Below are 26,471 nucleotides of genomic sequence, written 5' to 3' on the forward strand. Positions count from 1 at the left end.
TGTGGTCCCGTTGGGAACTCGGATACTTCGGAGGAGGAAGCAGCAATGACCCATGACGAGGCCTACACCAGGGTGGAGGAGCACATCGCCGCGGCCGTGGCAGTGTTCCCAGAGGCCCCGGAACTCGAAGCCCTGGGAGGCGATGTCGCCAATCCCTGCGATGACACAGTCGACGGAGGTGAGAGCGGCCGCGCGTCTGTCGGCCGCACCTACTGGCTGCGCGGCCTTCCCGCCGAGGACAACGAGGCCAGCGTTGAACTTCTGCACGAGTACTGGACGGCCAACGGCTACCAGGTGACAGACGACGGACGCCCCGAAGACCTGGCGGTCTTCGTCGAGAACGAGGAGGACTCCTTCCGGATGTCCGTCCAGTCGAGCGTCCAGGGCAGCCTGTCCATCGGGGCCTCCTCCCCCTGCGTGTGGCCGGAGGGCGCCCCCGGGTCCTGAGGGGTCAGCCGAGCCGCTCCAACCGCTCCAGTGCCCTGCGCGGCGACCGGGCGTGGCGCCCCATGCCCGCGAACGGGCACGCCTCGCGCTCCAGGTCCGTGCCGAACGCCCGCGACGACTGCAGGCCGTCCAGCTCCTCCCAGGTGACCGGGGCCGCCACCGGGGCGCCGGGCCTGGCCCGCACCGAGTACGGGGCGACCGCGAGCTGCTCGCGGCCGTTGCGCAGGAAGTCCACGAACAGCCTCCCCTTCCGGGCCTCCTTGCGCACCTCGGTGGTCAGCTCGTCCGGTCGCCGCGCCGCCACGCGGTCGGCGACGCCCTCCGCCAGCCGCCGCACCTCCTGGTCGTCGGCCTCGGGCCGCAGCGGCGACCGCACGTGCAGCCCGCGCGAACCGGTCGTCATCACGTACGCGGCCAGCCCCACCTCGTCCAGCACCTCGCGCACGTCCCGGGCGGCGGCCCTGCACGCCGCGAAGGCCTCCTCACCGTCCCCCGCCGGGTCGAGGTCGAGCACCATCCGGTCGGGGAGGCCGAGGTCCGGTTCCCGCGACTGCCAGGCGTGCAGGGTGATCGCCGCCTGGTCGGCGCACCACACCAGGGTCGCCGCGTCCCGGCACTCCATCATCGTGCCGCCGCTGGTCTCCACGGTCCGCACCCACTCCGGCGTGGAGGGGTGCTTCACGAAGAACCCGCCGGCTCCGACCCCGTCCGGGTACCGGTCCAGGGCGACCGGGCGGCCCTTCAGCTGCGGCAGCATCAGCGGTGCGATGCGCTCGTGGTACCGGGCCAGGCCCTCCTTGGTCGGCCCGCCCTCACCGAACAGCGGTTTGTCCGGCTTGCGCACCTCCACGACGCGTCGGCCCGCGCGCACCCGGACCGCGCCCCCGTGTTCCGCCATCGCCCCTCCCAGGTCCCGCCGCCCCGGGACGCCCGCCCCGGTCGGCTCCGTGGGGCCCGCCTACCCGGGCCTCCCCGCCGGAAAACCCGGCGGCTCGCAGCGGCCCCGGACGGCCTTCTGACGGAGTACCGGCCTGGCCGTAACTGGGTTTCCGGAGGTTTTGCGGACACAGCGCGAACGCCCGGCCGGGTGACCCCGGCCGGGCGTTCGGCGTGTTCGGCGCGTGCGCCTACTTGCGCTTGTTGATCTCCTCGGTGAGCTGCGGAGCGACCGAGTGCAGGTCGCCCACGACACCGAAGTCGACGAGCTCGAAGATCGGCGCCTCGGGGTCCTTGTTGACCGCGACGATGTTCTTCGCGGTCTGCATGCCCGCACGGTGCTGGATCGCGCCGGAGATGCCCAGTGCCAGGTACAGGTTCGGGCTGACCGTCTTACCGGTCTGGCCGACCTGGAACTGGTTCGGGTACCAGCCGGAGTCGACGGCGGCACGGGAGGCGCCGACGGCGGCGCCCAGCGAGTCCGCCAGGCCCTCGACGACGGAGAAGTCGTCGGAGCCGACGCCGCGGCCACCGGAGACCACGATCGCGGCCTCGGTGAGCTCCGGGCGCTCGCCCTGCTCCTGGACCACGCGCTCCACGACCTTGGCGGCCTTGGCGGCGTCGGAGACGTCCACCGAGACGGCCTCCTCGACGGCCGCTCCGGCGGCGGCCTCGGCCGGGACGGAGTTCGGGCGCACGGCGACGACCGGCACGCCGGTCCGCACGCGGGCGTGGGTGACGGTGCCACCGCCGAAGATGCTGTGCTCGGTGACCACGTCGGCGTCGACGTCGACGACGTCGGTGAGCACACCGGAGCCGAGCTTGACGGCGGTGCGCCCGGCGATCTCCTTGTTCTCGGCGGTCGCCGAGACGAGGATCGCGGCGGCGCCCTTGTCCTGGGCCAGCTTCGCGAGCAGCTCGGCCTTGGGAGCGACGACGTAGTCGTTGAGCTCGGCCGGGGCGACGTAGACCTTCTCGGCGCCGAACTCGGCCAGCGCGGCCCTGCCCGACTCCGCGCCGTCACCGATCCACACGGCCGCGGGCTCGCCGATGCGGCGGGCCGCGGTCAGCAGCTCGGTCGTGACCTTCTTGACCTGTCCGTCGACGTGGTCGACGAGGACGAGGACCTCAGCCATAATCCTTGAACCTTCCTGAGTCTCTCGCCTGGCCTACACGAACTTCTTCTGGGCGAGGAAGTCGGCGATCTTCACGCCGCCGTCACCCTCGTCCTTGACGATCGTGCCCGCGGCGCGCGGCGGCGCCGCGGCGAAGTCGACGGTCTCGGTGGTGGCGTTGGCCAGGCCGACCCGGCCGGTGTCGATGCCCGCGTCGGCCGCGGACTTCTTGTCGACCGGCTTCTTCTTCGCCTGCATGATGAGCTTGAAGGACGGGTAGCGGGGCTCGTTGATCTTCTCGACGACGGAGACGACCGCCGGGAGCTGAGCCTCGACCACGTCGTAGCCGTAGTCGGTCTGGCGCTGGATCCTGATGGCGCCGCCGTCGATGTCGACCTTGCCGGCGAGCGTGAGCTGCGGCAGGCCGAGGTACTCGGCGAGCGCGGCGCCCATGACGCCGGTGCGCGCGTCGGTGGACTCGGAGCCGAGGACGACCAGGTCGAACTCGACGGTGCCCAGGGCCTGCGCGAGCGCGTAGGCGCTCTGGAGGGCGTCCGATCCGTGGAGCGCGTCGTCGTTGACGAAGACGGCCTTGTCCGCGCCCATGGAGAGGGCCTTGCGGATGGAGTCGGTGGCCTGGTCCGGTCCCATCGTCAGGACGGTGACCTCGCCGCCGTGCTTCTCCTTGAGGAGCAGGGCCTCCTCGATCGCGTACTCGTCGAGCTCGTTGATGACGCCGTCGGACGCTGCGCGGTCGAGCGTCCTGTCGTCGGGGTTGAGCTTCCGTTCGGTCGCCGTGTCCGGGACCTGCTTGACCAAAACGACAATATTCATGGCCGGTGGCCGACCTCCCTGCACTCTGATCCGCCGTGTGGCGGGCGGACGCCGGTGCGCCCCGTTCTGCCAACAATGCCGAATGCCGTTCGGTCATTCGACGGCGGGTCCGCCTTTCACGTCAAGGACGGTCCCGCGATATACCCGTACACCAGATGTTACTGGCTAGTAGCTTGAAGGCCAACCCACGGCCCCAAGTGTGACTTAGGAAACCCTAACCAACACCCTGCCACCGGATTCGGCGGCCCCGCCGGGCGCGGCCCCACCGGGGCCGGCCCGCGCGGCCGGGGTCGCCGGCCTGCCCACCACCCTAGGTCGCGCACGGCGGTCCGGAACCGGTCGCACCACCGGTGGAACCACCGGAGAACCGCGAGGGCCCCCTCCCGGACCGGGAGGGGGCCGCTCGTCACGAGGATCCGCCGTCGAACCAGTCGGACGGTCCGCCGAACGGCGCCCAGTCCGGGGCGGAGGACAACCCGATCGACAGGATCAGCATGGTCAGCAGGACGATGCCGACGATCACGCCGATGTAGAGGTACAGGCTCCGGAACCGCGCCCGCTCCACCAGCCACACCGCCTGGTGCCGCGCCTCGCGGCCGCTCGGCATGATGTAGCTGAGCAGGACCATCACGAAGATGGCGAAGGCGCCGGTGTAGTTGGCGCCCTGGCCCGGGGTCGCGTCCACGACCGTCGCGTAGACCATGCCGACCAGGATCCCGGCCAGCAGGTAGATCAGGCCGAACCCGGCGGTGCGGACCGCCATGCGCCCGAACGCCCAGGGGAAGCTGAGCGCCACCACCATGCTGTCGGAGTTGCGCGGCCCCCGGGTCTGGAGGCGGCGCGCGTGCTCCGCCTTGACCACGTCCAGCGCGCCCAGGCCGGCGATGATCACGACGCCCAGGAGGGCGCCGAACCAGGGGAACCACAGGGCCACGCCGGCGAGGGCGACCATGACGGGGATGAGCACCAGCGGGTGCATCCGCCACGCCTCGGCCTCGTACTCCTCGTCGATGTAACCGTCGCCGTCGGCGTCGACGCCCTCCTCGTCACCGCGGAAGTAGTCCCCCACACGGTCGTTGCTGCCCCGCTTGAAGCGGCTGAGCCAGCCGCCGCGCTCCTCGTAGTCGTCCTCGCCGAACTCCTGCGTGTTGCGGCTGTTGCGCCCCTCCTCGACCGGCGTGAGGATGTCCGCGAAATCGCCCTTGTGCAGGGGCGTGTTGAAGAACTGCGTGTGCGGCGCCTGGTACCCGTCCTCCGGATCGGCCGTCTGGGGGCGCCCCCGGCCGGGCTCCACGGGGTCCATCATCATCGTCCCCTGCGGGTCGTCCCGCGGGGGTTCGCCGGGACGGATGCGCCGGGTGCTCCCCGCGTCGTCCGGGTCGTCCCCCACGGGGCTGATCCGCATGGTGCCCTGGGGGTCGTCGAGGTCGTCGCGGCCGCCCGGGGTGATCCGGTCGGTGCTCCGGAGCCCGCCCAGGTCGTCGGTCGACTCCGGGTCGCTCCAGCCCCGCTGCGCGCCCGACAGGTCGTCCGTCGGGTCCTCGTCGGCGTCCCAGGACCGCTGGGCGCCCCGCGCGCCGGAGAGGTCGTCCGTGGCCTCCTCGTCGGAGCGCCACCCGCCCGCCTCGGCGGCGTGGGTGGAGCGGGGGGACCCGCCGGAACCGGACCACGCGCTGGAGGCGGGGTTCGCGCCGCCGGCGGTGTGCGCGGGCCCCCAGCCCTCGTCGCCGGCGCCGCGTCCCGCCAGGTATCCGGCGGCTCCGCCGAGCACGGCTCCGGCCGCTCCCGCGGCCGCGGCCCCGCCCGCTCCCCGTCCGCCGCCGGAGCCCTCGGGATCCGCGCCCGTGGAGGGGTTGTAGACGGTGTGGCTGCCGGTGAGCCCGGTGGACCGGACCCCCTGGTCCTCGGTCCAGGGCAGGTCCAGGTTGAGGCGGCCCGCCTCGGCGACCAGCTCCGCGGCCGAGGGGCGGTTGCGCATGTCGCGGGAGACGGCGCGGTTGACCAGCGGGCGCAGCGCCTCGTGCATCCCGTCCATGTCGATCTCGCCGTTGAGGATGCGGAAGAAGATGACCTCGAAGGAGCCCGCGCCGTAGGGCGGGCGTCCCGTGGAGGCGAAGGCGACGGTGCCGCCCCAGGCGTGGATGTCCGTGGCCGGGCCGAGGTCGGTGCCCTCGATGACCTCCGGGGACAGGTAGCTGGGGGTGCCGACGAACGTGCCGGTCTGCGTCAGCTTGGCGCCGTCCACGGCGTGCGCGATGCCGAAGTCGATGACGATCGGCTCGCCGTTGGAGATGATCACGTTGCCCGGTTTGAGGTCGCGGTGGATCACCTCCACCGCGTGGATGTCCTGGATCGCCCGGGCGAGCCCGGTGATGAAGCGCGTGAGCGCGCGGCCCCGGAGCGGGCCGTGGTCGGTGACGGTCGCGTCCAGCGTGGGCCCGGGGATGTACTCGGTGACCACCCACGGGAGCTCGGCCTGGGTGTCGGCGTCGATGACCTCTGCCACGTTGGGGCTCTGCACCCGCCGCATGGTCTCGACCTCGCGGGCCAGCCTGGCCCGTGCGATGTGGTCGCCCGCGACCTCCGGCTTGAGGACCTTCAGCGCGACGAACTGGTCGGTCCGGGGATCCTCGGCCTGGTACACCACGCCCATTCCGCCCTGCCCGATACGGCGGCGGATCACGTAGTGGCCGATGCGCTCCGGCAGCTCCTCACCCGTGGGGAAACCTGCCGACATTGCCATCGAGAACTCATCCCCTCAAAAGACCGCATACCACCACGTCCAGCTTATCGGCCGGGGGATGGGTCAACATTGGCTTGTGTGGCCCGTCTCGGACCTGTGTGGTCTGTTCGGGACCGCCGGAGGGTCAATGGGGGTCCGGCGGCCCGTCCGCCCTCGGACGACCACCACCGAGTATGACGGAAAACTGGCGTGGGCGGTTCCGCCCCGCTCGTCTCGACTGGCCGGATCCGGACGACCGGAGCAGGTCCTGTATCGCTACTTAACCTGACAAATGACTAAAACCATGCCAAAAAACAACAAAGCTTTGGGGAAGGGAGGGGCGGGCGCACCGGCCCGAGCGGCCGGGACCCCCGCCCCGAACTGCGCGCCGGCCCGCGTCAGCGCCCCTTGAACACCGCCTTGCCCGGCCCCTGCTCGACGAAGCTCCGCATCCCGTTCTTCTGGTCCTCGGTCGCGAACAGCCCGGCGAAGTGCAGGCGCTCGATCTCCAGCCCCGAGTCCAGGTCCGTCTCCAGGCCCCGGTCGACGGCCTCCTTGGCCGCGGCCAGCGCCACGGCGGGCCCCTCCGCGTACGGTGCCACCAGGGCCACGGCCGCCCGGTAGACGTCCCCGTCCGGGACGACCTCGTCGGCCAGCCCGGTGCGCCCGGCCTCCTCCGCCCGCACGTGCCTGCCGCTGAAGATCATCTCCTTGGCCCGGGCGGGCCCGATCAGGCGCGGCAGGCGCTGGGTGCCGCCCGCGCCGGGGATGACGCCGAGCTGGATCTCGGGGACGCCCAGCCGGGCCCCCTCCCCCACGACCCGGAAGTCGGCGGCCAGCGCCAGCTCCAGCCCGCCGCCGAGGGCGTACCCGGTGACGGCGGCCACGACGGGCTTGGGGATGCGGGACACCAGGGTCAGGGCGTTCTGGAGGTTGCGCCCGTACTCCAGCATCTCCGCGTGGGTGCGGTCCGCCATCTCCTTGATGTCGGCGCCCGCCACGAACACGCGCTCGCCGCCGTAGAGCACAACCGCTCGTACGGCGGGGTCCGCGGAGACCCTCGTGGCGGCCTCGGCGATCTCCGCCGTCAGCACGGCGTTGAGCGCGTTGACCTTCGGCCGGTCCAACCGGATGACGGCCACCGCCGGGTGGTCCGGATCGGTCTCCACACGCACGAACTCGCCCACGAACTCCACCTCTTCCACTTCGACGTCACTGTCCGGGCCACCTAATCACCCGGGTCAGGAGAACAGCAGCACCAGGGTGCCGAGCCGCGCGGACAGCGCGTACGCCCCCGCCAGCAGCAGGGCCGCACCCGCGAGCAGGAGCGTGTCCCCGACCCGCCAGCGGCTCTCCCTGGCCCGTGTGCGGGGCCCCGTGCCGAACGCCCTGGCGTCCATCGCCGTCGCCAGCAGGGTCCCCGTCCGGATCGACCGCACCAGCAGCGCGAACAGCCTGCCGAAGAACAGCGTGACCATCCGCACCGGGTTGCGCCCGGCCTCCAGTCCGCGGGCCCGCCTCGCCAGGGTCACGGTCCGCCACTGGTCGGCCAGCAGGGGGATGAGCCGCAGCGCCGCCAGCACGCCCATGGCGGGGCGCTCGGGCACCCCCAGCCTCTGCACGAGCCCGTCGGCCATCTCCGTCGGATCGCTGCTGACGGCCGCGAGGAGGCCGGGGAGGGCGATGGCGAGCAGGCGCACCGCGGCGCCCAGCGCCCCCTCCGCGCCGTGCTCGCCGTACAGGTAGTTGACCAGCCCGCTGGAGAGTCCCATGAGCAGGAAGGGGCCGCCGAGGACGAGCAGGGTGCGCCGGTCGATCCCGCTGAAGGGCAGGACCAGCAGAACGCCGGCCAGCACCACCCCGCCGGTGACCGCGTCCACGGCCGGGACCAGTCCGAGCCCCAGCAGCAGCGCGGCCAGCAGCTTGGCCGCCGGGTTGAGCCGGGCGAGCCAGTGGCGCGCTCCCCCGGCGCCCGGCGCGTCCGGGGCGGGGACGCCGCCGCCCCCGCGGCCCCGGTCCTCCGAGACGCTCACAGCTTCGCCTCCCCCGCCGTGCCCGGGACCGCGCGGCCCTCCGCCACACGCACCCGCGCGTCCGCGAAGTGCCGCAGGAGGAGTTCGTCGTGGGTGGCCACGACGACGGCGCACCCCTCGGCCCTCAGCCCGCCCAGCAGCTCGACCAGCTCCGTCCACGTCCGGGTGTCCTGGCCGAAGGTCGGCTCGTCCAGGACGAGGACGCCGGGCGCGTGCGAGGGGCCGGAGCTGAGCGCAGTGGCCACCGACAGCCGCCGCTTCTCGCCGCCCGAGAGCGTGTAGGGGTGGGCGTCGGCCAGGCCGGTCAGGCGCAGCCGCTCCAGCAGCTCGTCCACCCGCCGCTCTGTCCCGGCCCGGTCCGCCCCGGCCCTCCGCGGGGCGAACCGCAGCTCGTCCCGCACGGTGCCGGTGACGAACTGGTCCTCCGCGTGCTGGAACACGGTGCCCACGTGGCGGGACAGGAGCCGGGCGGGCCATCGCGCCAGCGGCCGCCGGTCGGCCTCCGCCAGGGGGCCGCGCGGCAGGACCGCGCCCCTGTGGGGTCGGGAGAGCCCCGCCAGCAGGGTCAGCAGCGTGGACTTGCCCGCCCCGTTGGGGCCGGTCAGGGCGGTCGCCGTACCGGCCGCGACGGAGAGGTCCACCCCCTCCAGCACGGTCCTCCGGGGCGGGGCGCCCGCCCCCAGCTGGAAGGGGGTGCGCGCGGTGACGCCCACCGCCTCGACGCGGGGGCCGCCGCCCGGCGCGGGGGCGAGGCCGGGGGAGGGCTCGTCACCGGGGACCCACACGCCCTGCTGCGCGAGGGAGCGCCCGTGCGCGGCGAACACGGCCGCCGGATCGCCGTCGGCGACCACCCCGCCGCCCGGCTCGACGACCACGACCCTGTCCACCAGCCCGACCACGTCGGCGACCCGGTGCTCGACCAGGAGCAGGGTCGCCTCGGTCTCGGCGAGCAGGCGTTCCAGGACACCGCGCACCAGGGCGGCCCCGGCGGGGTCGAGGTTGGCGGTGGGCTCGTCCAGGAGGAGCAGGCGCGGGCGCATGGCGAGCGCGCCGGCGACGACCAGTCGCTGCTTCTCCCCGCCGGACAGCGCGCCGGTGGGGTGGCGCCGCCCGTACGGGAAGCCGACCGCGTCGAGCGCCTCGTCCACCCTCGGCCAGATCAGGGCGGGGTCCACCCCCAGGTTCTCCGGGCCGAAGGCGACGTCGTCGCCCGCGCGGGCCATCACCAGCTGCGTCTCCGGGTCCTGGCCGACCAGGCCGACGCCTCCGCGGCCCCGGTCGGCGGGGAGGCCGTCGACCAGCAGCGTCCCCTCCTGGTCGCCGTTGAGGGCGCCGTCGGGGCCGGTGAGTCCGGCGAGGGAGTGCAGCAGGGTGGACTTGCCCGACCCGGAGGCGCCGAGCAGCAGCACGCGCTCACCGGGCTCGACCGTGAGGTCCACCCCGCGCAGGGCGTACGACTCGCGGCCCGCGTGGCGCCACCCCCAGCCGGACAGCTCGACGCGTGCGCCGCCCCCTCCGGGGGAGCGGAGGGGGGCCGGCGCGGCGGGGTGCTCCGCGGTCGCCCCCGCGGGGCCGCGGCGGTCGTGGTCGGCCACGGGTCAGCCCCTGGCCGACGGGAAGGGGGCCAGCGCGCCCGACCTGGCCAGCGCGGTGGTGAGGAGGCGGGCGCCGACGCCCGCGATGACCGCCGAGCTGATCACGACGATGACGCCGTAGACGAGCTGGAAGTGCAGGGGCCAGGTCACGTTGTAGACGATGTTGTCGCGGACGGCCGGGGAGAGGCCGGCGGCGGCCGCCGCGAGCACGGCCGCGCCCATGCCCCAGCGCCGGTAGCCGAAGGCCAGGAAGACCAGCTCGGGGAGGAGGCCCTGGAGCGTCCCGTCGATGATCACCATGACCCCCCACTGCGTCCCCAGCACCGCCGACACCAGGGAGGCCGCGATCGAGGTGAGCAGTGCCGCGCCGGGCTTGCGGACGACCAGCCCGCCGAGGACGCCGGAGATCAGCCACATTCCGTAGACCGCCGCCTGCGCGGGGGGAAAGCCCACGAAGAGCGGGGTCGTGACCGACCAGACGATGTTCCAGAGCCAGAAGACGACGCCGACGGCGACGCCGATCACGGCTGCCACGACGATGTCGACGGTGCGCCAGCCGCGCAGCCGTCCGAGGACGTCGCGCCAGAATCCGGTACGCCCGGTCTCGGTGCTCATCAGGTGGTGTCCCTTCGTCGGGGTGGACGAGGGCCCATGTGGCCAAGAGCGACGCCGGAGGACGTGCCGCGCGCCGGGTCCGTCCCGGGTGCGCGGGAGCACGCCGCCGGAGACGGGTTCCTACGACTTCCTTCGCTGGCATGACCCAGATCAGGTGTGTAAGGGTCTGCGGCCGGGTGCCGCACTCTCAGCGCTCACGCGCTCCCCTGTCGGTTTCCCTCCATTATGCGTCAACAACGGGGGCCGCGGGGTGTTCCCTCCCCACGGCCCCCGTTCCGGCCCCCGTCCGACCCCGCCCGCCGGCGGGCGCGGTCAGGCGTCGCCCTCGTCGTCCCCGCCCTTGGGGGGCGTCGCCGACGGGTTGCCGAACGCCTTCGGCGACGGGGCGAAGCCCTCGGCCGGCAGGTCGGCCGTGGCCCCGCGCATGGTGGCCTGCCAGATGGGGCCCGGCAGCGTGCCGCCGTAGACGATGCCGTAGTAGCGCCCGCCGATCGTCACGCCCTGGAGCGGGTTCTCCTCGCCGCCGCGCATGTCGCCGACGACCACGGCCGACGCGAGGTTCGGGGTGTAGCCGGCGAACCAGGCGTAGGCGGCGTTGTCGGTGGTGCCGGTCTTGCCCGCGGCGGGGCGGCCGAGGCCGAGGCCGTTGGCGGTGCCGCCCTTGAACGTCTGCTGGAGCAGGTGGTTGACCCCGTCGGCGACGTCGCGCCCGACCCTGCCCTCCTCGCAGTCGGTGCGCGCCGCGACCTCCCGGGTGCCCTCGGCGCCCTCGCGGCCGATCCGCACGGAGACCACCGGGACGGGCTCGCAGTAGGTGCCGCGGGCGGCGAACGTGGCGTACGCGTTGGCGACGGTCAGCGGGGACACCTCCTGGTCCCCCAGGGTGAAGGAGCTCCAGACCCCCAGCGGCTGGCCGTCGGCGCGGTGGATGCCGACCCGCTCGGCCATCTCCGAGGTCTCGCAGAGGCCGACGCGCTCCTGGAGCTGCGCGAAGTAGGTGTTCACGGACCCCTTGGTCGCGCTGATCATGTTGTGCCGGCCGCCGTCGCTCTCCCCGGCGTTGCTCACGCTCCACCCGGACATCACGCCGCCGTCGCAGTTCTCGAGCCCTCCGACCGAGACGCTCTCGGGGGAGGAGAAGCTGGTGCCGTAGCCCAGCCCGGAGTGCAGGGCGGCTGCCAGGGTGAACGTCTTGAACGTCGACCCCGCCTGGTAGCCGAGCGAACCGCCGGCCTCGCTGTCGACCGCCAGGTTGATGGAGGTCGTGCCGAGCGCCTCGTCGTCGAACCCGTAGCGCAGGTTCTGCGCCATGCCCCGGATCCGGCCGGTGCCGGGCTCGACGATGGCCTGGGCGGAGAACTTGGTGGACTCCTCCGCCGGGACGTACCGCTCGATGGCCTCCTCCGCGGCCCGCTGCGCCTTCCCGTCGAGCGTGGTCCGCACGGTGATGCCGCCCTTGGTGAGCGCCTCGTCGCGCTCCCCCTGGAGCTCCCCGAGGATGTCGGAGCCGCGCAGCCAGCGCATGACGAAGTCGCAGAAGAACGGCTGCTCCGAGTGGTAGCAGCTGCCTCCGCGCGGGGTCGGGTCCAGCGCGAGCCCCCGGCTCGAGTACTCCTCGACCTGCGCCGCGTCCAGGTGGCCGGTCGCGCCCATCCGCTCCAGCACCAGGTCGCGGCGCTCGCGCGCGGCCTCGCGGTTGTTGAGCGGGTCGTAGAACGAGGGGCTGCGGACGAGCCCGACGATGGTGGCGGCCTGCGCCGGGTCCAGGTCGGCCGCGGAGACGGAGAAGTACCGCTGGGCCGCCACCTCGATGCCGTACGCCCCCGCCCCGAAGTAGGCGAGGTTGAGGTAGCCCTCCATGATCTCGTCCTTGGTGAGGCGGTCCTCGATGTCGATGGCGTGGCGCAGCTCCAGCAGCTTGCGGCCCAGGGTCTGCTCACTGGCGCGCTCCACCTCCTCCTCGGTGGAGGCCTGCTCGATGAGCAGGTTCTTGACGTACTGCTGGGTGATGGTGGACCCGCCCTGGGTGTCCCCCTGCGCGGTGCGCATGGCGGCCCTGATCACGCCGCGCAGGTCCAGTCCGGAGTGCTCGTAGAACCGGTCGTCCTCGATCGCCATGAGGGCGGCGGGCACCCACGGGCTGACCGCGTCCAGGGGCACCACCTCGCGCTCGCGGTCGGCGACCTCCGCGATCGGGTTGTGGTCGACGTCGGTGAGGAGCACGCGCTCCGCCAGCGGGGAGATCTCCAGGTCGCTGGGGAGGGCCATGAAGGCGGCGGCCGTGTCCCTTCCGATCAGCCCCAGCCCGCCCACCCACGGCATGACCAGCGCGGCGGTCAGGAGGCCGGCGACCGCTCCCGTGCCCGTGAGGCGCAGGACGGCGTCCTTGCGTCCCCCGTCCGGGCGGTCGCCGTCACCGGCGCCCCTCCCGTGCTCCACCGCGTCGCCGAGTGCGGTCACGCGCTCCCGGAGCCGGTCCACCAGGGGGAGGACGGCCCGGTCGGCCCACCTCCTCCAGCGCGGCGCTCCGGACGCGCCGCCGGCGGCCGCGCCGGGCCCGCCGGCCCCCCGGCCGGGGCCTCCCGCCTCCCGTGCCTCCCGCGCGTGCCGCGGGGCCCGGCCCTCGTCCGGGCCCCGCTCCCCCCGTGCAGGACCGTCCTGGTTCGGCTCCGTCACGTCGCCCCCCTCGGCCGTGTGACGCCCCGTCCGCGTCGCGCGCGCGGAGCAGGGCACTGCGACCTCCACGCTCGCAGGGGCACCGCAAAGCCCGGGAGGCCGAATCGGGCGTGTCATCGAAAAGCTTGCCCAATCCACGGCAAAGCGCCCGGCCCCGACGCGTCGGCGGGAGGTCGCGAAACGGGGGCGCGGCCCACTCGTCATCCGGGCGAAACAACCTCGGCGGACGGCGCCGCGGCGGGCGCGCCCGAATTCGCGACAAAAGGGCCCGGGGCGATCATTCCGACACACCCGCGTGTCCGGAATACGGCCCGGCGGACCCCGGGTGCATTCGGTGATCCCTACCCAGGACGGCCCACCGACCAACACGACCGACGAATTTTCCGTCCTTTCACCACAGACCATCAGAAAACAACCACAGAGGCAGCTGAATCCCCTGTTTCCTTATGACTGATATGTGCGGTTTACCCAGGTGAAACCCGACAAATACCAGGCCCCAAGCCTTCCGGCCAGTGTGATGAGGAACACACAAATTATCCGGCCCCGACACTCCGCCAAACACCACAAGAGGGCAGACGATAGACAGCAGAGGGAACCGAAGCCGTAATCCGGACAGTTCTCGTTCCGGATCTTCGTTAACTCCGTCTTGCGTCGGATTAACAACAGGTTATTTTTGCCTGCCATAAACCGCTCGCGCTCAGAAACGCCCGAACCACGACAATTACGGTGTAGCCAGTGATCGGACGCCTGCCCATCCTCGACATCTCTCCAGACAACGACCTCGGTCCGGTGAAAGCAGTTCCCGGGGAACGCTTCACCGTGGGAGCGACGGTCATCCGGGAGGGCCACGACTCCCTCGCCGCAGGGGTCGTCGTGTACTCCCCCCGGGGCCGCCGCGAACGCCTCGTGCCCATGCGCGAGCACACGCCCGGCACCGACCGCTACGAGGCCGAGATCAGCCTCCCCTCCGAGGGGACGTGGTCCTTCTCGGTCGAGGCGTGGACCGATCCCTTCACCACCTGGCACCGCGTCGCCCGGGTCAAACTCCCCCTGGGCCAGGACACCGGGCCCGTCCTGGAGGAGGGGGCCCGGCTGCTCGCACGCGCCGGCCGGCGCGTGCCCCGCAACCCCGCCCTCACCAGGGCGGCCGAGGTCCTGAGGGACGCCTCTGCGGCCCCGCTGGACCGCTTCGCCGCGGCGATCACCCCCGAGGTCCTGGACGGGATGGAACGCCACCCGATCCGCGAGCTGGTCACCAGGTCCGGGCGCACCGGGGTCGTCGTCCACCGCGAGCGGGCGCTCTTCGGCTCCTGGTACGAGTTCTTCCCCAGGTCCGAGGGCGCCCAGGTGGACACGGCCCCCGGACAGGAGCGCTCGGGGACCTTCGCCTCCGCCGCCAAACGCCTGCCCGCCATCGCCGGCATGGGCTTCGACGTCGTCTACCTGCCCCCCGTCCACCCGATCGGCACGAGCCACCGCAAGGGCGCCAACAACGCCCTGTCCGCCGGCCCCGGCGAGCCCGGCTCGGTGTGGGCGGTCGGGTCCGCAGCGGGGGGCCACGACGCCGTCCACCCGGACCTGGGCACGCTCGCCGACTTCGACGCGTTCGTGGGCGAGGCCGCCGAGCACGGCCTGGAGATCGCCCTCGACCTGGCCCTCCAGTGCTCCCCCGACCATCCGTGGGTCGCCGAGCACCCCGAGTGGTTCACCACCCGGGCCGACGGCTCCATCGCCTACGCGGAGAACCCGCCCAAGAAGTACCAGGACATCTACCCCCTCGACTTCGACAACGACTTCGAGGGCCTGTACACGGAGATCCGGCGCGTCGTCCGGCACTGGATCGACCACGGGGTCCGGATCTTCCGGGTCGACAACCCCCACACCAAACCGGTCGTTTTCTGGGAGCGGCTGCTCGCCGACGTGGCCCGGGAGCACCCCGACGTGCTCTTCCTCGCCGAGGCCTTCACCCGCCCCGCCATGATGCGCACCCTGGCCAAGGTCGGGTTCCACCAGTCCTACACCTACTTCACCTGGCGCAACGGCAAGGACGAGATCACCGACTACCTCACCGAGCTCACCGGGGAGACCGCCCACTACCTGCGCCCCAACTTCTTCCCCTCCACACCGGACATCCTCAACGCCTACCTCCAGCACGGCGGACGGCCCGCCTTCGAGGTCCGCGCGGTGCTGGCGGCGCTGCTCTCCCCCTCCTGGGGCGTCTACTCCGGCTTCGAGCTGTGCGAGAACACCCCCGCGGCCCCGGGCAGCGAGGAGTACCTGGACTCGGAGAAGTTCCAGTACCGGCCCCGCGACTGGGCCGCGGCCGAGGCCGCCGGGGAGTCCATCAGCGGGCTCATCACGCGGCTCAACGAGCTGCGCCGCTCGCATCCGGCCCTGCGGGAGCTGCGCAACCTTCGCTTCCACCACGTCGACCGGCCCGAGCTGATCTGTTTCTCCAAGCACCGGCCCGGAGCGGGGCCCGGCGACCCCGACGACGCCGTCATCGCCGTCGTCAACCTCGACCCGCACCACGCCCACGAGGCGACCGTGCACCTGGATCTGCCGTCCATCGGCCACACGTGGGAGGAGGAACTCGAGGTGACCGACGAACTGACCGGTCGTTCCTACACCTGGGGCGCGGACAACTACGTCCGCCTCGACCCCGCGACCGGGCCGGCGCACGTGTTCACCGTCAACGGCAGATAGCGGCCCCGGACCACGGACCGGGGCCGGCGGGCCACCCCCGCCGGCCCCCGCCCGTGCCCGGAACGCCCGTTGACCCGATGTCGAACATTCTTGGTGGGGAGCAGCAGATGAGCAAAGACGAGCACGGCCCCGGCGGACGCGTACACGCCGAACACGGTCCGCTCGCCCCGGCCACCGGGGCCGCCACCGGCCCGCTCATGTCCTCCGGCGGCACCGGTGACCCCTACTGGTACAAGCACGCCGTCTTCTACGAGGTACTCGCCCGGGGGTTCTTCGACTCCAACGGCGACGGCACCGGCGACCTCGCGGGGCTGGTGCAGAAACTGGACTACCTCCAGTGGCTCGGCATCGACTGCCTCTGGCTGCTGCCGATGTACGAGTCCCCTCTGCGCGACGGCGGATACGACATCTCGGACTACTTCAAGATCCTCCCCGAGTTCGGCCGCACCGCCGACTTCGTGGAGCTCCTCGACGAGGCGCACCGCCGCGGCATCCGCGTCATCACCGACCTCGTCATGAACCACACCAGCGACCAGCACCCGTGGTTCAAGGCCTCCCGGGAGGACCCCGACGGTCCGTACGGGGACTTCTACGTGTGGTCGGACACCGATGACCGCTACGACGGGGCCCGCGTCATCTTCGTCGACACCGAGACCTCCAACTGGTCCTACGACGAGGTGCGGGGCCAGTACTACTGGCACCGCTTCTTCTCCCACCAGCCGGACCTCAACTTCGAGAACCCCGCCGTCCAGGAGGCCATCCTGGAGGTTCTGCGCTACTGGCTGGACCTGGGCATCGACGGGTTCCGCCTGGACGCCGTGCCCTACCTCTACGAGCGCGAGGGCACCAACTGCGAGAACCTCAAGGAGACGCACGAGTTCCTCAAGCGCGTGCGCGCCGAGGTGGACCGGCTCTACCCCGACCGCGTGCTGCTGAGCGAGGCCAACCAGTGGCCCTCCGAGGTCGTCGACTACTTCGGCGACTTCGGGTCCGGCGGCGACGAGTGCCACATGAACTTCCACTTCCCGCTGATGCCGCGCATGTTCATGGCGGTCAGGCAGGAGCAGCGGTTCCCGATCTCGGAGATCCTCGCCCAGACCCCGCCCATCCCGCAGAACTGCCAGTGGGCGATCTTCCTGCGCAACCACGACGAGCTGACCCTGGAGATGGTCACCGACGAGGAACGCGACTACATGTACGCCGAATACGCCAGAGAACCCCGCATGCGCGCCAACGTGGGGATCCGGCGGCGGCTCGCGCCCCTCCTGGACAACGACCGCAACCAGATCGAGCTGTTCACCGCGCTGCTGCTGTCCCTGCCGGGCTCGCCCGTCCTCTACTACGGCGACGAGATCGGCATGGGCGACAACATCTGGCTGGGCGACCGCGACGCCGTGCGCACGCCCATGCAGTGGAGCTCGGACCGCAACGCCGGGTTCTCCAAGGGCGACCCGGCCCGCCTGTACCTGCCGCTGATCATGGACCCGGTCTACGGCTACCAGGCGCTCAACGTGGAGGCCCAGCGCGACAACCCCGGCTCGCTGCTCCACTGGACCCGCCGGATGATCCAGATCCGCAAGCGCCACCCCGTGTTCGGCACCGGGGAGTTCACCGAGCTGAACGCCACCAACCCCGGCGTCCTGGCGTTCATCCGCGAGCACGGCGACGACCGCATGCTCTGTGTGAACAACCTGTCGAGGTTCCCGCAGCCCGTCGAACTGGACCTGTCCCGCTACGCCGGGGTCAGCCCGGTGGAGTGCGTGGGGGGCGTGCGCTTCCCCGAGATCGGGGAACTGCCGTACCTGCTCACCCTGCCCGGCCACGGCTTCTACTGGTTCCAGCTCCCCGCGGACCACGAGCCGGCGGGAACGGACGGTGGACGGGACGGGCTGCCGACCTACGGCCTTCCGGCCGCCGGGGTCAGCGTGCGCACCGCCTTCGACGCCGCCGGACGCCCGGCGGACCCGCCCGGCGCGGAGCGCCGCACCACAGCCACCACCACGTCCAGCGCCCCGGCCGGTACCGTGCCCGCGCTCCGCGACGGCGCGCCCGGGACCCCCGCCCGGCCCGCCGCCGAACCGGCCGCCCCCGGCCCGGTGCCGGAGCCGACGGACCGGGGCGGTGGCGGGAAGGGAAACGGTCCTCTCTGACATGTCCCGACTCGAAGAACTCCTGGCAGCCTGGCTGCCCCGGCAGCGCTGGTTCTCCGGCAAGGGGATCCCCATCCAGCAGCTCCGGATCGAGAGCAGACACACCCTGGTGACCACGGGGCCGGACGGCCCCGGCCTCGACGTCCTCGTCGTGCGGACCGGGCAGCGCGGGCACAGCTCCCGCTACCAGGTGCTCCTGGGCTCGCGGCCGCCGGGCTCCCTGCCGCCGGACCTGGCCCGCGCCGCCATCGGCGTGTGCCGGGCCGACCGCGGGAGGCCGAAGGCGGTCTACGACGCGGCCCACGACGCACAGCTGACCGGTCTCCTCCTGGAGCGGTTCGCGCTGCCCGCGGCCCCCGGCCTCTCCGGGCAGGTCCGGTTCCGGACCCTGCCCGGGGAGCGGATCCGCACCGGTTCGCCCGGGCGGATGCTCACGGGGGAGCAGTCCAACACGTCGCTGGTCTTCGGACAGGACTACGTCCTGAAGACCTTCCGCAGACTCTGGCCGGGCCCCAACCCGGACCTGGAGCTCAACATGGCGCTGTCCGGGTCCCCGTACGCGGCCCGGCCGTGCGGGTGGATCGAGGCCGACCTGCCCGGGTACGCGACGCCCACGACCCTGGCCATGCTGCAGACGTTCATCCCGCAGGCCGCGGACGGGTGGGTGCTCGCCACCGCCGGCGCGCGCGCCCTGCTGGACGGGGCGGGGACCGACCGCGAGACCGCCTTCGCGGAGGAGGCGGCGCGGCTGGGACGCACCACGGCCCGGGTCCACCGGTCGCTCGCGGGGGCCCTGCCCACGGACGTGCTCTCCCCGGCGGGGGCCGGGGAGCTGGCGCAGGCCATGGCGGAGCGGCTGGCGACGGCCGGCGCCGAGGTACCGGAGCTGGCCGAGCACGCTCCCCGGGTGATGGCGGCCTACGCCGACTTCGCCGAGGTGGACGAGCCCCTGCCGATCCAGCGCATCCACGGCGACTACCACCTCGGCCAGGTCGTCCGCACCGGGGAGGGGTGGGTGCTCCTCGACTTCGAGGGCGAGCCCACCATGCCGGTCCGGGACCGCCGGCGCCTGTCCAGCCCCCTGAGGGACGTGGCGGGGATGCTCCGCTCCTTCGACTACGCGGCCGGGTTCCTGCTGGTGGGGCACCCGGACGACCCCGAACTGGAGTGGGCCGCCCGCGCCTGGGCCCGGAACAACCGGGAGGCCTTCTGTCGCGGCTACGCGGACGGGGGCGGATCCGATCCGGACAAGCACCTGGCGGTGCTGCGGGCGTTCGAGTTCGACAAGGCCGTGTACGAGGTCCTGTACGAGGCCCGGAACCGGCCGAACTGGCTGCGGGTGCCGCTGGAGTCCATCGCCGCCGCGGCCGCGGCGCCGCCCGTGCCCGGATAGCCCGGGGCGGCCCTCCCGTTCGGGCGGGCCGCCCGCACACACGACCACGACCCGTGACGACCGACCGCAACGAGCACTACGGAGCCGTATGACCTCGGCCGACAGCACACCCGCCGCCGCGAAGACGGGGACCTCCGCGAAGACCGCGGGGCCCGCCGCCCCGAAGGGGACCACGGCGGCGAGGACCACCACAGAGAAGGCCGGAAGGACCGCGTCCGGGGCGGGGAAGGCCGCCGCGCGCGCCCCCGGGGCCGTGGCGCCCTCGTCCGCGGGGCCGGAGCCCTCCGGCGGGAAGCCCGCACCGGGAAGCCGGGGGGCGAAGGCCGCCGGGAAGGGCACGGGGAGGGCCGCCGCGAAGGCGGCCCCCGGGTCCGGGACCGGGGCTCCCGCCGCCCGGCGGAGGGCCGCCGTGCCGGACCCCGCGCTCCTGTCGGCCCTGGACCGACTGGTCGAGGGCCGCCACCACGACCCGCACTCCCTGCTCGGCCCGCACGCCGAGGGCCGCGGGACCGTGTTGCGGGCCCTGCGCCCCGGCGCGCTGGACGTGCACGCCGTGCTGCGGGACGGCTCCCGGGTGCGCCTCGAACACCTGCACCGCGGGGTCTTCTCCGGCGAGGTGTCCGGGAAGGGGCTCGGGTCCCCGCCCGACTACCGGATCGCGGCCCGCTACGCCGAGGGGGAAGCCGAGCACGTGGCCGCCGACCCGTACCGGTTCGCCCCGACCCTCGGCGAGCTCGACCTGCACCTGATCGGCGAGGGCCGCCACGAGGAGCTGTGGAACGCCCTCGGCGCGCACACCCGGGTCGAGGACACGCCCATCGGCGAGGTGCCCGGCACGGGGTTCGCCGTGTGGGCGCCGGACGCGCGCGGCGTACGCGTGATCGGCGACTTCAACCACTGGGACGGCGTCGGAACCCCGATGCGGAGCCTGGGCTCCTCCGGTGTGTGGGAGCTGTTCCTGCCCGGGGTGGGCGACGGGGCCCTGTACAAGTTCCAGGTCCTCGGCGCGGACGGGCACCGGCGGGACAAGGCCGACCCGATGGCGCGCCGCACGCAGGTGCCGCTGGCCACAGCGTCGGTGGTCACCACGTCGTCGTACTCCTGGGGGGACCAGGCGTGGACGGCCGAGCGCAAAGGGGTGGAGCAGCACCGGGCCCCGATGAGCGTGTACGAGGTGCACCTGGGCTCCTGGCGCCCGGGCCTGGGCTACGTCGAGCTGGCCGAGCAGCTGGTCGCGTACGTGACCGGGCTGGGGTTCACGCACGTGGAGTTCCTGCCGGTCACGGCGCACCCGTTCGACGGCTCCTGGGGCTACCAGGTGACGTCGTACTACGCGCCCACGCCGCGCTTCGGGTCGCCGGACGAGTTCCGGTACCTGGTGGACTCGCTGCACCGGGCCGGGGTGGGCGTGCTCCTGGACTGGGTGCCCGCGCACTTCCCCAAGGACGACTGGGCTCTCGCCCGGTTCGACGGGACCGCGCTGTACGAGCACCCGGACCCGCGGCGGGGAGAGCACCCCGACTGGGGCACGCTGATCTTCAACTACGGGCGGACCGAGGTGCGCAACTTCCTCGTCGCCAACGCCCTGTACTGGCTGGAGGAGTTCCACGTCGACGGCCTCCGCGTGGACGCGGTGGCCTCGATGATCTACCTGGACTACTCCCGCGACTCCGGCGCCTGGGAGCCCAACGTGTTCGGCGGGCGGGAGAACCTGGAGGCGATCGGGTTCCTCAAGGAGCTCAACACCACCGTGTACCGGCGCAACCCGCACGTCGCGATGATCGCCGAGGAGTCCACGGCGTACCCGGGCGTGACGACCCCGGTGGACAGCGGAGGGCTCGGCTTCGGGTTCAAGTGGAACATGGGGTGGATGCACGACACCCTGGAGTACGTCAAGAAGGAACCGGTCCACCGCAAGTACCACCACGGCGACGTCACGTTCGCGATGGTCTACGCGTACAGCGAGAACTACGTGCTGCCCCTGTCCCACGACGAGGTGGTGCACGGCAAGCGCTCGCTGTTCAACAAGCCGCCCGGCGACGAGTGGCAGCGCTCGGCGACCCTGAGGGCGCTCCTCGCCTTCATGTGGTCGCACCCCGGCAAGCAGCTCCTGTTCATGGGCGGGGAGATCGCCCAGGGGGACGAGTGGTCGCACGAGGAGGGCGTGCCGTGGTGGCTCCTCCAGTTCGAGCACCACGCGGGCGTCCAGCGCCTGGTCAAGACCCTGAACGACCTCTACCGGCCCAGGGCGGCGCTGTGGTCCCTGGACACCGACCCCGCGGGGTTCCGGTGGCTGGACGGCGGCGACCACGAGGGCAACACGCTCTCGTACCTGCGCCACGGGGACGACGGCTCGGTGCTGGCCTGCGCGGTCAACTTCTCGCCCGTGCCCCGGGGGGACCGGCGGATCGGCCTGCCGTCCGGCGGCCGCTGGAACGCGGTCCTCAACACCGACGAGACGAGGTTCGGCGGCTCCGGGCACGCCGCCCCGGCGCACGTCGACGCCGAGCCGACCCCGTGGCAGGGCCAGCCGCACTCGGCGCCGATCACCCTCCCGCCCCTGGGAGCGGTCTGGTTCGAGCCCGAGGGGTAGGCGCGCCGGCGCCGCCGAACGGCCCCGGCCGCCCGTGGGGCGGCCGGGGCCCGGCCTCGCCCGCCACGGGTTCGACGCGTCGCAGCGGCCGTCCGGGGCCGTCGGCGACCGCCCTCCCGCGCACACCCGCCGTGATCCGCCCGGCCCCGTCCCCGGGCGCCCCGCGGCCGACCAGGCGTGACACCCGGACCTCCGGCCACCGTGCGTGACTCCATGGCCGCCCTCCCCCGTCAGGCATGACAGAGGATCATCGGATCTTGCGACTGACTGGCCAACAGGACGGGAGAATATGTCCGGAACGACACCTTCACTCTGATCCGCCGACGTGCTTTTGTGTCCCCCATCACAGGCACGAGCGTTGGGATCGCCCATGACCGACAAGCGCCAGAACTTCGTCCGGGTCCTGGGAAGGGGTGACGTGCTCGCGCTCGGCTTCGGCGCGATGATCGGCTTCGGCTGGATCGTGCTCGTGGGCGACTTCATCGGCGCGGCGGGCAGCCTCGGCGCCGCCCTCGCCTTCGTCATCGGCGGCGTCGTCATGGCCTTCGTCGGCCTCACCTACGCCGAACTCGTCTCCGCGATGCCCCACGCGGGCGGCGAGCACCACTACGCCATGCGCGCCGTCGGCCCCAGGGGCGCCTTCGCCGCCTCCTGGGCCATGGTCCTGGGCTACGTGTCCGTGGTCGCCTTCGAGGCCGTCGCCGTCCCCCAGACACTCGTCTACCTCTTCCCCGACATGGGCGTCGGGCACCTGTGGACCATCGCGGGACACGACGTGCACGCCGACCTCGTCGCCGTGGGCGTCGTCGTCGCCGTGCTGATGACGGCGGTCAACTACGTCGGCATCAGGCCGGCCAGCGCCTTCCAGGTCGTCGCCGTGCTGTTCCTGGTCGCCGTCGGCGCGGTCATGCTCACCGGGTCGTTCGTCGGCGGCTCCGCCGAGAACATGGAACCCCTGTTCACCGGCGGCGTCCCCGGCGTGTTCGTGGTGCTGGTGGCGGTCCCGTTCCTGTTCGTCGGCTTCGACGTCATCCCCCAGTCCGCCTCCGAGATCAGGATCCCCCACCGCATGGTCGGCACGCTGCTGGTGGTCTCCGTGTTCTGCGCGACCGCCTGGTACGTGATGGTCGTACTCACCGCCGGCGCCGGGCTGTCCGCCGCCGAGCTCTCCGCGTCCGAGCTGGCCTCCGCCGACTCCGTCGCCGCCCTGTGGGGCAGTGACGCCATGGGCGACCTGCTCGTCCTCGGCGGCATCGCCGGACTGCTGACCAGCTGGAACGCCTTCCTCATCGGGGGCAGCCGCCTCGTCTTCGCCATGGCGGGGGCCCGGATGCTCCCGGCCTGGTTCGGCCACCTGCACCCGCGCTTCCGCACGCCCTCCAACGCCGTCCTGTTCATCGGGGCGCTGTCCCTGGCGGCCCCGTTCTTCGGCCGCCCGATGCTCGTCTGGCTCACCAACGCGGGCGGCATGAACATCGTCGCCGCCTACATGCTGGTGGTCGTGAGCTTCCTGGTGCTGCGCCGTCGCGACCCCGCCATGGAGCGGCCCTTCACGGTCCCGGCCGGTGTGCCGGTCGGCGTGACCGCCCTCGTCCTGACCTTCGGGCTGTTCCTGCTGTACCTGCCCGGCATGCCCGCCGCGCTGGGCTGGCCCCACGAGTGGCTCATGGTCGCCCTGTGGTGGGCGGCGGGCGCCGCGCTCCTGTGGCGCCTCCCCCGGATCGCGCCCGGCGCGGACGCCGAGCGCCGCCTGGTCGAGGCGATGGACGCCCGCGCCGGCGCCCCCCGCACATGAGGACGCGGTCCTCCCCGCGGGGAGGACCGCGTGCCGGGTCCGGCGGCGTCCCGTCGCGGTTCAGGCCCCGCGCCCGTGCCACGCGGTCAGCCGGGAGACGGCCTCGTCCAGGACCTCGTCCCTCTTGCAGAACGCGAAGCGGAGCAGGTGCGCCCCCTCCTCCTGGTGGTCGTAGAACACCTGGGCGGGCACCGCCGCGACACCGGCCCCGCCGGGCAGGGCCCTCGCCACGTCGAGCCCGCTGCCGAACCCCAGGGGGCGGATGTCGGCCATCACGAAGTAGGTGCCCTCGGACACGTTCACCTCGAACCCGGCGGCGGCCAGGCCCGACGCGAGGCGGTCGCGCTTGCCCTGGAGGGCCGCGCGCTGGGCCGCCACCCACTCCCACTCGTCGTCGATCGCGTCCGCCACCGCCAGCTGCAGCGCGCCGTTGGCGGAGAAGGTGAGGAACTGGTTGACCGTGCGCACCGCGCTGACCAGCGGCTCCGGGCCCATCACCCAGCCGGTCTTCCAGCCGGTGACGGCGAACATCTTGCCCACCGAGGACACCGACACCGTGCGCTCCCGCATACCCGGGAGGGTCGCCAGCGGCACGTGCGGCCTGCCGTCGAAGGTCAGGAACTCGTACACCTCGTCGGTGAACGCGATCAGGTCGTGCTCCCGGCACACCCGCGCGATCTCCTCCAGCTCGTCCGGGGTGAAGACCGTGCCGGTGGGGTTGTGCGGCGAGTTCACCAGCACCATGCGGGTGCGGGGCCCCACGGCGGCGCGCAGCTCCTCCGGGTCGAAGGTGAACCGCCCCGAGACCGCGTCCGGGCGCAGCGTCACCGACCTGCGCACGCCCCCGGCCAAGGTGATCATCGCGGCGTAGGAGTCGTACATCGGCTCGAAGACGATCACCTCGTCGCCGCGCTCCACCAGGGCGAGCATCGCGGCGGCGATGCCGGCGGTCGCCCCGACCGTGATGTAGACCTCGCTGTCGGGATCCAGTTCGATGCCGTAGTGGCGGGCCCGGTACCGGCTCACCGCCTGCCGCAGCTCCGGCCTCCCCGGCCCCGGGGGATACTGGTTCACCCCCTCCAGGACGCGGCGGGAGGCGCCCTCCAGCAGGGAGCGGGGACCGTCGGTGTCGGGGAAACCCTGTCCCAGGTTGACCGACCCGGTCTCCATGGCCAGACGCGTCATCTCGGCGAAGATCGTCTCGCCGTACACGCGCATTCGTTCGATCAGCGGTTCTTCCACCCGACGAGCGTATCCACACGCCCCGCCACCGGCCACTCCCGACCGGGGACGCCGAGGGGGCGGACCCCCCGGGTCCGCCCCCTCGACACGGTCCTCCGCGCTTCCCCTAGAGGAGGAGGCTGAGCACGATCCACACCACGGGACCCGCGATGAGGAGCGAGTCCAGCCGGTCCATCAGCCCGCCGTGGCCCGGCATGAACCGGCCCATGTCCTTGACCCCCAGGTCGCGCTTGAACAGCGACTCGATGAGGTCCCCGACCGTCGCGGCGAGCACGACGGCCAGACCCAGGACCGCGCCGACCCACCAGGGGCCGTCCAGCATCAGCGTCACGCACAGGGCGCCGGCGACCGCGCACCCCACCACGGAGCCGCCGAAGCCCTCCCAGGTCTTGTTCGGGCTGATCACCGGCGCCATCTTGTGCCGGCCCAGCATGATCCCGGCGAAGTAGCCGCCGATGTCGCTGGAGATCGTCACCACGATGAACGTCACCAGCCGGTACTGGCCGTCCTCGGGATGCGAGACGAGCAGCAGCCACGTGCCCAGGAGGAACGGCAGGTACACCAGGGTGAACAGGTTCGCCGAGGCGTCGGCCACGAACCCGTCCGCCCCGCCGCGCAGCCGCCACACCAGCACGATGATCGCGGTCAGGGCGGTGGTCCCCGCCAGCCACTCGGTCCCCCCGAAGTAGGCGGCCACCTGCATGGCGACGCCGCCCACGGCCAGGGGTACGAGGGCGAGGGTCGTGCCCTTGCCCGCGAACGCCCGGTTGAGCTCCCGCAGCCCGATCAGCACCCCCAGGGAGGTGATGATCGTGAACAGCTGGGGCAGGGGGAAGATGGAGAAGAAGACGAGGGCGCCCAGGACGCACCCGCTCGCGATGGCCACCGGGAGGTTGCGGCCGGTCTTGACCGGCTCGCCCCCCGGCTTGTGCAGCACGAAGCGCTGGCCGGCCCTGTCGGGATCGTCCTGCGGTCCCTCGTCGGGTCTGTGCTCCGGTGAGTGGTCATCGCCTCCGGAGCCGCTGGAAGAAGTCGTCACCGGCTAGACCTCGAGCAGTTCGGCTTCCTTGTGCTTCAGCACCTCGTCGATGGCCGCGACGTACTTCTGGGAGAGCTCGTCCAGCTCGGCCTGGGCGCGGTGCGCCTCGTCCTCGCCCAGCTCGCCCGACTTCACGGCCTTCTCGAAGGTGTCCTTGGCACGGCGGCGGACGTTGCGGATCGAGACCTTGGAGTCCTCGGCCTTGGTCCGCGCGACCTTCACGTACTCCTTGCGGCGCTCCTCGGACAGGTCCGGGAACACCACGCGGATGACCTGGCCGTCGTCGGACGGGTTCACCCCGAGGTCGCTGTTGCGGATGGCGTTGATGATGTCGGTGCGGGAGTTGACGTCGAACGGGGAGATGACCACCATGCGCGGCTCCGGAACCGAGAAGGAGGCCAGCTGGTTGATCGGTGTCCGGGCACCGTAGTAGTCGACGGTGATCTTGTTGAACGTGGCCGGGGTGGGACGGCCCGTGCGGATCGTCGCGAAGTCCTCCTTCGCGACGGTCACGGCCTTCTCCATCTTCTCCTCGGCCTCGAGGAGGGTCTCTTCGGTCATGTGGCGCTCCCGGTTCTCG

The 26,471-nt window shown here is 72.5% G+C and carries 18 protein-coding genes and 1 riboswitch; of the genes, 6 read left to right on the plus strand and 12 right to left on the minus strand.

Going from position 1 to position 26,471, the window contains the following annotated elements; all coding sequences use genetic code 11:
* Positions 1-45 precede the first annotated feature (45 nt).
* Positions 46-447: a hypothetical protein gene (locus ACQPYD_RS27500; protein ID WP_402918177.1), complete on the plus strand. Its 402-nt coding sequence runs from the start codon at positions 46-48 to the stop codon at positions 445-447.
* Positions 448-451: 4 nt separating this feature from the next.
* Here the strand turns inward: ACQPYD_RS27500 and ligD are convergent, their stop codons facing one another.
* From ligD to ACQPYD_RS27545, 9 genes are all read right to left on the minus strand, one after another.
* Positions 452-1,345, minus strand: a complete 894-nt coding sequence (ligD, locus tag ACQPYD_RS27505) for a non-homologous end-joining DNA ligase (protein ID WP_433698340.1) — start codon at positions 1,343-1,345, stop codon at positions 452-454.
* A gap of 229 nt (positions 1,346-1,574) precedes the next feature.
* A complete protein-coding gene (locus ACQPYD_RS27510; protein ID WP_330161682.1) occupies positions 1,575-2,519 on the minus strand; it encodes an electron transfer flavoprotein subunit alpha/FixB family protein in 945 nt (314 codons plus the stop codon).
* 33 nt (positions 2,520-2,552) lie between these two features.
* On the minus strand, positions 2,553-3,332 hold the full coding sequence (locus tag ACQPYD_RS27515) for an electron transfer flavoprotein subunit beta/FixA family protein (RefSeq protein ID WP_267946423.1): 780 nt from the start codon (positions 3,330-3,332) through the stop codon (positions 2,553-2,555).
* A gap of 406 nt (positions 3,333-3,738) precedes the next feature.
* Complete coding sequence (locus tag ACQPYD_RS27520) at positions 3,739-6,075, minus strand: protein kinase domain-containing protein (protein ID WP_433698341.1); 2,337 nt, start codon at positions 6,073-6,075, stop codon at positions 3,739-3,741.
* A 377-nt stretch (positions 6,076-6,452) separates the two neighbouring features.
* Complete coding sequence (locus tag ACQPYD_RS27525; RefSeq protein WP_433702150.1) at positions 6,453-7,241, minus strand: enoyl-CoA hydratase/isomerase family protein; 789 nt, start codon at positions 7,239-7,241, stop codon at positions 6,453-6,455.
* 54 nt (positions 7,242-7,295) lie between these two features.
* The gene (locus ACQPYD_RS27530; protein WP_433698342.1) at positions 7,296-8,087 is read right to left on the minus strand and encodes an energy-coupling factor transporter transmembrane component T family protein; all 792 of its coding nucleotides are present in this window, start codon (positions 8,085-8,087) and stop codon (positions 7,296-7,298) included.
* Positions 8,084-9,580, minus strand: coding sequence for an ABC transporter ATP-binding protein (locus ACQPYD_RS27535; RefSeq protein ID WP_433702151.1), 1,497 nt, complete (start codon positions 9,578-9,580; stop codon positions 8,084-8,086). The genes ACQPYD_RS27530 and ACQPYD_RS27535 overlap by 4 nt, the downstream gene beginning before the upstream one ends.
* Positions 9,581-9,685: 105 nt before the next feature.
* On the minus strand, positions 9,686-10,297 hold the full coding sequence (locus tag ACQPYD_RS27540; RefSeq protein ID WP_433698343.1) for an ECF transporter S component: 612 nt from the start codon (positions 10,295-10,297) through the stop codon (positions 9,686-9,688).
* Between the two features lie 110 nt (positions 10,298-10,407).
* Positions 10,408-10,515, minus strand: a riboswitch (TPP riboswitch).
* A 94-nt stretch (positions 10,516-10,609) separates the two neighbouring features.
* Positions 10,610-12,973 (minus strand): transglycosylase domain-containing protein, encoded by a 2,364-nt coding sequence (locus ACQPYD_RS27545; RefSeq protein WP_433698344.1) that lies wholly within the window; start codon positions 12,971-12,973, stop codon positions 10,610-10,612.
* A 735-nt stretch (positions 12,974-13,708) separates the two neighbouring features.
* Here ACQPYD_RS27545 and ACQPYD_RS27550 point away from each other — a divergent pair.
* The 5 genes from ACQPYD_RS27550 (at position 13,709) to ACQPYD_RS27570 (ending at position 23,610) form a co-directional block, all read left to right on the plus strand.
* Positions 13,709-15,679, plus strand: a complete 1,971-nt coding sequence (locus tag ACQPYD_RS27550) for an alpha-1,4-glucan--maltose-1-phosphate maltosyltransferase (RefSeq protein WP_433698346.1) — start codon at positions 13,709-13,711, stop codon at positions 15,677-15,679.
* 107 nt (positions 15,680-15,786) lie between these two features.
* The gene (gene treS, locus ACQPYD_RS27555) at positions 15,787-17,829 is read left to right on the plus strand and encodes a maltose alpha-D-glucosyltransferase (RefSeq protein ID WP_433698347.1); all 2,043 of its coding nucleotides are present in this window, start codon (positions 15,787-15,789) and stop codon (positions 17,827-17,829) included.
* A gap of 1 nt (position 17,830) precedes the next feature.
* Positions 17,831-19,222, plus strand: coding sequence for a maltokinase N-terminal cap-like domain-containing protein (locus tag ACQPYD_RS27560; RefSeq protein ID WP_433698348.1), 1,392 nt, complete (start codon positions 17,831-17,833; stop codon positions 19,220-19,222).
* 409 nt (positions 19,223-19,631) lie between these two features.
* Positions 19,632-21,815: a 1,4-alpha-glucan branching protein GlgB gene (gene glgB / locus ACQPYD_RS27565; RefSeq protein WP_433698349.1), complete on the plus strand. Its 2,184-nt coding sequence runs from the start codon at positions 19,632-19,634 to the stop codon at positions 21,813-21,815.
* Positions 21,816-22,185: 370 nt separating this feature from the next.
* Positions 22,186-23,610 carry an APC family permease gene (locus ACQPYD_RS27570; protein WP_433698350.1) on the plus strand — a complete coding sequence of 475 codons (1,425 nt, stop codon included), beginning with the start codon at positions 22,186-22,188 and terminating at the stop codon, positions 23,608-23,610.
* A 60-nt stretch (positions 23,611-23,670) separates the two neighbouring features.
* Here the strand turns inward: ACQPYD_RS27570 and ACQPYD_RS27575 are convergent, their stop codons facing one another.
* The 3 genes from ACQPYD_RS27575 to frr all read right to left on the minus strand — a co-directional run bounded on the left by ACQPYD_RS27575 (position 23,671) and on the right by frr (position 26,452).
* Positions 23,671-24,828 (minus strand): pyridoxal phosphate-dependent aminotransferase, encoded by a 1,158-nt coding sequence (locus tag ACQPYD_RS27575; protein WP_433702152.1) that lies wholly within the window; start codon positions 24,826-24,828, stop codon positions 23,671-23,673.
* Positions 24,829-24,958: 130 nt separating this feature from the next.
* A complete protein-coding gene (locus ACQPYD_RS27580; RefSeq protein WP_330158506.1) occupies positions 24,959-25,891 on the minus strand; it encodes a phosphatidate cytidylyltransferase in 933 nt (310 codons plus the stop codon).
* Positions 25,892-25,894: 3 nt separating this feature from the next.
* Positions 25,895-26,452, minus strand: a complete 558-nt coding sequence (frr, locus tag ACQPYD_RS27585) for a ribosome recycling factor (protein ID WP_267946435.1) — start codon at positions 26,450-26,452, stop codon at positions 25,895-25,897.
* Between the last annotated feature and the right edge of the window lie 19 nt (positions 26,453-26,471).

Origin of the sequence: Nocardiopsis sp. CA-288880 (assembly GCF_050955985.1) — a bacterium.
Taxonomy (GTDB): Bacteria; Actinomycetota; Actinomycetes; order Streptosporangiales; family Streptosporangiaceae; genus Nocardiopsis; species Nocardiopsis tropica.